The sequence below is a fragment of the Kitasatospora sp. NPDC086791 genome (assembly GCF_040685975.1).
Lineage (GTDB): Bacteria > Actinomycetota > Actinomycetes > Streptomycetales > Streptomycetaceae > Kitasatospora.
On the sequence record NZ_JBFBOC010000039.1, the window covers coordinates 50,881 to 57,019 of the forward strand.

The following is a 6,139-nucleotide window of genomic DNA, read 5'->3' on the forward strand; positions in this document are numbered from 1 at the left end:
TGTGGTCACGGGCGCCGCCGGTCTCCTCCCGCTGCCTCTTGACTTTATCAGGGTTGGTTCAAACAATAACCGAACGAATTGGCTGGTCCCCGCTTCCCCCCAGCCGGGTACGAGGAGACACACGTGAAGGCAAGACCTGTTTCGATGGCCGCCGCGCTCGCGGTCGTGACGGCGGCGGCCCTCGTCGCCGGCTGTTCGTCCAGCGGCAGCGGCAGCGGAAGCGGCGACTCGGGTGCCGCGGCGGGCCCGGTCAAGCTCGACTTCTGGGGCTGGGCCCCGGGCTACGACGAGTCGGTCGCCCAGTTCAACAAGACCCACCCGGACATCCAGGTCACCTTCGACAAGACCGCCTCCGGTTCCAAGGGCGGCTACACGAAGATGCTCACCGCCGCCAAGGCCGGCAACGCCCCCTGCCTGGGCCAGGTCGGCTACGAGACCCTGCCCAGCTTCGCCGCCGCGGGCGCCCTCACCGACATCGGCAAGTACACCGCCGACGTCAAGGGCCAGTTCGCCGACTGGACCTGGAAGCAGGTCACCATCGACGGCAAGACCTACGGCATCCCGGTCGACACGGCGCCGATGGCGCTGATGTACCGCAAGGACCTGTTCGCCACGTACGGCATCGACAAGCCCCCGGCCACCTGGGAGGAGTACGCGGCCGACGCGGCCAAGGTGCACGCCGCCGACCCGACCGTCTACCTCGGCAACTTCGGCAACGACGCCTACAACTACGCCGGGCTCGCCTGGCAGGCGGGCGCCGCCTGGTTCGGCACGGGCAACGACCAGTGGCGGGTGACGCTGAACAGCGACGCCAACCGGAAGGTCGCCTCCTACTGGCAGGACCTGCTGGACCGGAAGCTGCTGAAGACCGACCCGAGCAACGACGCCTCGCAGTTCGGCGACATGGCGAGCGGCAAGATCCTCTCGGACGTCAACGCCGTCTGGGACGCCCCGATCATCGCGAGCAGCGTCAAGGACGGCGCCGGTCAGTGGGCCGTCGCCCCGATGCCGGTCTGGGACGCCGCCAACCCCGCGTACGGCAACGACGGCGGCTCGGCCACCGCGGTCCTCAAGGGCTGCGCCCACGCCAAGGAGGCCGCCGAGTTCGCCACCTGGATGAGCACCAACGCCGACAGCGTGGGCAACCTGATCAAGGTCACCGGCATCTACCCGGCCGCCACCTCGGGCCTGTCCAACCCGGCGCTCACCCAGCCGGACGCGTTCTACGGGGGACAGGTGATCTACGACGTCTTCAAGGCGGAGACCGCCCACATCACCACCGACTGGCAGTGGGGCCCGACCATGACGCAGACCTCCACCGACCTCGGCGACGGGCTCGGCAAGGCCGGCACCGGCGGCGCCACCCTGCCGGACGTGCTCGCCGACGTGCAGGGCAGGACCGCGGCCGGCATGAAGCAGCAGGGCCTCGCCGTCGCCGGCTGACACCACCGACCGGTCCCGCGCCAACCCCCAGGGTGCGGGGACACCCCCCGGCCGGCCCCGCACCAACCCCGACCACGCCGGTGCGGGGCCGGGCACCGGCCGGTTCCGTGCCGCCCGCCGCCCGGCGGCACGGGACCGGCCGGGCCGGGTGCCCGGCCCGATCAAGGAGAGACGACACCCATGACCATCGCCCTCGCCGGGCGGACAGCACGGCAGGACGCGGCCGCCCGGCCCGCCCGGCGGGCACGCCGTCAGGCCCGGACCGCCGCGCTGTTCCTGGCTCCCTTCCTGCTGCTGTTCACGGCCCTGTACCTGGCGCCGATCGGCTACACCGTCCACCAGAGCCTGTACCGGATGCGGCGCTCCGGCCTCGGCCTCTCGGCACCCACCCAGACCTTCGCCGGCCTCGGCAACTACGCCACCGCGCTGGGCGATCCGGCGTTCCGTGGCTCGCTGCTGCGGGTGCTGCTGATCGGCGTGGTCCAGGTGCCGCTGATGCTGCTGTTCGCGCTGGTCCTGGCGCTGCTGCTGGACGCCCGGTCGACGATGTTCAAGCGGTTCTTCCGGCTGGCCTTCTTCCTGCCCTACGCCCTGCCCGGGGTGGTCGGCGCGATCATGTGGTCCTACCTGGTCGCCCCGGGGCTCAGCCCGATCACCGCCGCCGCCCACCACCTGGGCCTGCACCTGAACCTGACCTCCGACGGCATGCTCGGCCCGACCGTCGGCAACATGCTGACCTGGGGCTGGACCGGCTACAACATGCTGATCATCTACTCCGCCCTCCAGGCCATCCCCGCGGAGCTCAGCGAGGCGGCCACGATGGACGGCTGTTCGGCCTTCGGCATCGCCTGGCGCATCAAGGTGCCGATGATCCGTCCGGCCCTGGTGCTGACCACGGTGTTCTCCATCATCGGCACCGCCCAGCTCTACAACGAGCCCGCGATCCTGCACAACGTCGCGCCCAACCTGAGCAGCAGCTACACCCCCATCTACGCCGCCTACAACGCCGTGGACGCCAACAACTTCAACCTCGCCGCCACCGAGTCCGTCGTGCTCGCGGCCCTGGCGTTCGTGCTGTCCTTCGGCTTCCTGAAGCTCGTCCAGCGCCGCGGAGACGTCCTGTGAACACCACCACCCGCGCGGTCCGGTACGCGGCCTCCCGCTGGCTCACGCTCGGCGTGCTGCTGATCGCCTCCGTCTACTTCCTCGCCCCGGTGTGGTGGCTGCTGGTCGCCTCGACCAAGACCAGCAGCGGCCTCTTCTCCGGAAACGGCTTCTGGTTCGGCGACTTCGCGCTCTTCGACAACCTGGACGACGTGTTCACCCGTCAGGACGGCATCTACTGGCGATGGCTGGGCAACAGCGCCCTCTACGCGGTCGGCGGCGCGGGCGTCTCCACCCTGATCTCCGCCATGGCGGGCTACGCGCTGGCGACGTATCACTTCCGGGGACGGGAGCTGACGTTCAACGGCGTGCTCGCCGCCGTGCTCGTCCCGCAGCCGCTGCTGGCCGTCCCGCTCTACCTCATGTTCTCCCAGCTGCACCTGGTGAACTCTTACTGGGCGGTGCTGCTGCCCAGCATGGTCAGCCCGTTCGGGGTCTACCTGGCCCGGATCTACGCCGCCGCCTCCGTGCCGGACGAGCTCATCGAGGCCGGGCGGATCGACGGCGCCGGCGAGTTCCGGATCTTCGCCACCATCGCGCTGCGGGTGATGTCCCCGGCGCTGGTCACGATCTTCCTGTTCCAGTTCGTCTCCATCTGGACCAACTACCTGCTGCCCGTGCTGATGCTGGCCGACGACCACCTCCAACCGGTCACCGTCGGGGTCGTCGGCTGGCAGGCCCAGCGCGCGATCGGCCCCGGTGCGCCGCCGCTCAACATCGTCGTCACCGCCGCCATGGTCTCCGCGATACCCCTGGTCGTCCTGTTCCTGTCCCTGCAACGCTTCTGGCGCGCCGGCCTCACCGCCGGCAGCGTCAAATGAGGAGGCCCGGCGTGCCCGCCCGGTACCACCTGCGGTTCCAGCTCCACCCCACCCCGGACGCCGCCGAACGCGCCGCCGAACTCGCCGCGTTCTGCCGGGAGGCGGGCGTGGACGAGGTCGTCCTGCTGCTCGGCGCCGAGGAGCTGTACACCGGCCACCCCACGGGCGAGGCCGAGGACCACCTGTACGACACCGCGGCGACGGCCGTCGAGGTCCTGCGCGGGGCGGGACTCGACGTCAGCCTCAACCCCTGGGTCACCGCCGGCCACGCCGACCGCGGCCGGGCAGACCGCCTCGGCTTCACCCCCATGGTCGGACCGGACGGAACGGTGGCCACCGCCCAGGCCTCCTTCGCCTGCCCGCGTTTCCGCTCCTGGATCACCGCCCACTACGCCCGCTTCGCCGACCTCGGCTCCCGCGTGCTGTGGCTGGAGGACGACTTCCGCTACCACAACCACGCTCCGCTGACCTGGGGCGGCGGCTTCGAACCCCTGATGCTGGAGCGCCTCGCCGAACTGGTGGGGGAGCCCGTGACCCGGGAACAGGCGGTCGCCGCCGTCACCGCCCCGGGCGCCCCACATCCGTGGCGCGCCCTCCTGCAACAGGTCTGGCGCACAGCGCAGCTGGAGGTGGCGGCCGAGGTGGCGGCAGCGGTCGCGAAGGCCTCCGGCGGACGCTCGCAGCTCGGCCTGATGAGCTCCGAACCCGGCGTCCACTCCGTCGAGGGCCGCGACTGGCCCGCCCTCTTCGACGCACTCGCCATCGACGGGCAGGTCTCGCACCGCCCGCACTTCGCCCGGTACGGCGACGCCCCTGGACGTGAACTCAGCTTCTCCGTCTGGATGCTGGAGCTCCAGCGGGCGCTGCGGCCGGCTTACGTGCGCAGCGAACCCGAGATCGAGAACTGGCCGCACACCGCCTGGTCCAAGTCCGACACCCAGACCTGGTCCGAACTGGTCGCCGCCCAACTCGCCGGCGCGGACGCCATGTTCCTCAACATCCACCCCATGCAGTCCGGCCGCGCCCAGCGCTTTCCCCGGGTGGCCGAGCTGCTGCGCCACTCCCGGCCCGCGCTCGACCTGATCGCCGGGCCCGCGTCGCGCACCTACGGCGTGGCGCTGCCGGTACGTCAGGACGCCGCCGCCCACGTCCGCACCCGTCGGGGCGGCGACCTCGCCGAACTGGCCGTCGACCCCGGTCCGGCCGCGGACTTCCTGCTCCGCTACGGCGTGCCGGTCACCGCCGAGGACGCCCCCGTGCGGGTTCTGTTCGGGCAGCTCGCCTGGGCCTACGACGACACCGAGATCCGGCGGATGCTCTCCGGCGGCCTGATGCTCGACGGCACCGCAGCCCACATCCTGCGGGCGCGTGGGTTCGGCGACCTGCTCGGCATCACCGTCGAGGACGTCGTCGAGCGCGAGGGCGCGTGCGAGCCGGGCCCGTACGCGCTGGAGCGCGTGCTCTCGGGGGACGGCGCCGGGGCGTACCTGAGCGTCAACGTCCAGCCGGCCCTGGCCCGGCTGCGGCCTGCGGCAGGAGCCGAGACCTGGACCGAGATCCTCACCTCGGACCACCGGGCCTGGGGTCCCGGACGGTGTGTCTTCACCAATGAACTCGGCGGCCGCGTAGGAGTGTTGGCCGCCACCGCCGTCGAGCTGCTGCCCTACGACGACGACGGGCAGCGCCTGCTGCACGCGATGCTCCGCTACCTGGAAGGCGACACGCCGACCCTGCCGCTGGTCACCGGCGGCCCGCACCTGATCCCACACCTGACCCGCACCGAGGACGGCTGGCGACTCGCCGTCGCCAACGGCAGCGCCGACCCCGCCCGTCCGCGCGTACACCTGCCCGGCGGACCCGTCCGCGCGGAGGCCACCCTGCTCCGCCCGTTGGCCGACCCCGAGGCCGTCGACGCCATCACCACCGGTCGCACCGTCGAGTTCGACCGGAACCTGCCGCACCGCGGCTGGCTGCTCCTCGACTGGCGGTAGCGGCGGGAAGCCGGGCTCCTCGGCATGGCGGAGCCCGCGTGCCACGACCGGTCGCCGGTTCCAGCGGAACCGGCGACCGGTCGTGGCACCGAGGCGGCTGCCTTCCGACCGCCACGCTCCACCCTGCCCGCCGGAGGGTGGGGCCGGCGGGCAGCATCGGGGTGGGTCAGGTCAGGGACTTGATGCGGGTGTCGAGGTCGTCGAGGGAGGGGAGGAACCAGATGTGGTCGGCGCCGTTCGACTCGTGGACCAGGGCGCGCAGTGCCGAACTGGCTTCGAGGTGGCGGGAGATGTCGCCGATGACGGCCAGGCGGACGCGGTAGTTGACGAACTTCTGCATGATCTCGCCCGCGAATCGGGTGCCCAGGGAGAAGAACTGCTCGTCGAGTCGCTCGGCGGGGACGGCCACGATCTCGGCGCCGAGGAAGGCCGCGCCGACGAGGTCCAGGGCGTCCTGCATGGTGGTCACCTTGGGGCCGGCCGGGTCGCAGACGAACACCTGCACTCCGTGCCGCTCCTGCAGTTCGTCGGACATGGTGCCTCCCGGTGGGCTGAACGTGATCACGTACTGAGCGAGGTCCAATGTATGTCACGGGACTCGACGCTCCGTCAGGGGGCCTTACGCTCCGTCAGGCGGCTTGCTGCCAGCTGACCGGGGAGTAGTAGGCCGGGCGGCGCTCCAGGCGCTGCCAGGTGGCGATCGGCTCGATCGGCGCGGTG

At 71.5% G+C, this 6,139-nt stretch carries 5 protein-coding genes; 4 read left to right on the plus strand and 1 reads right to left on the minus strand.

Annotated features, from left to right (window positions below):
* The first annotated feature begins 123 nt into the window (after positions 1-123).
* The 4 genes from AB0Q99_RS30940 (at position 124) to AB0Q99_RS30955 (ending at position 5,419) form a co-directional block, all read left to right on the plus strand.
* Positions 124-1,443 carry a sugar ABC transporter substrate-binding protein gene (locus AB0Q99_RS30940; protein ID WP_363576988.1) on the plus strand — a complete coding sequence of 440 codons (1,320 nt, stop codon included), beginning with the start codon at positions 124-126 and terminating at the stop codon, positions 1,441-1,443.
* Between the two features lie 180 nt (positions 1,444-1,623).
* Positions 1,624-2,568, plus strand: a complete 945-nt coding sequence (locus tag AB0Q99_RS30945) for a sugar ABC transporter permease (protein WP_363576990.1) — start codon at positions 1,624-1,626, stop codon at positions 2,566-2,568.
* Complete coding sequence (locus AB0Q99_RS30950) at positions 2,565-3,428, plus strand: carbohydrate ABC transporter permease (protein WP_363576992.1); 864 nt, start codon at positions 2,565-2,567, stop codon at positions 3,426-3,428. The genes AB0Q99_RS30945 and AB0Q99_RS30950 overlap by 4 nt, the downstream gene beginning before the upstream one ends.
* Before the next feature lie 11 nt (positions 3,429-3,439).
* Positions 3,440-5,419 carry a hypothetical protein gene (locus AB0Q99_RS30955; protein ID WP_363576994.1) on the plus strand — a complete coding sequence of 660 codons (1,980 nt, stop codon included), beginning with the start codon at positions 3,440-3,442 and terminating at the stop codon, positions 5,417-5,419.
* Between the two features lie 166 nt (positions 5,420-5,585).
* On the opposite strand, the gene AB0Q99_RS30960 is transcribed toward AB0Q99_RS30955, so the two are convergent.
* Entirely contained in the window at positions 5,586-5,954 is a 369-nt protein-coding gene (locus tag AB0Q99_RS30960) for a DUF4180 domain-containing protein (protein ID WP_363576996.1), read from the minus strand.
* Between the last annotated feature and the right edge of the window lie 185 nt (positions 5,955-6,139).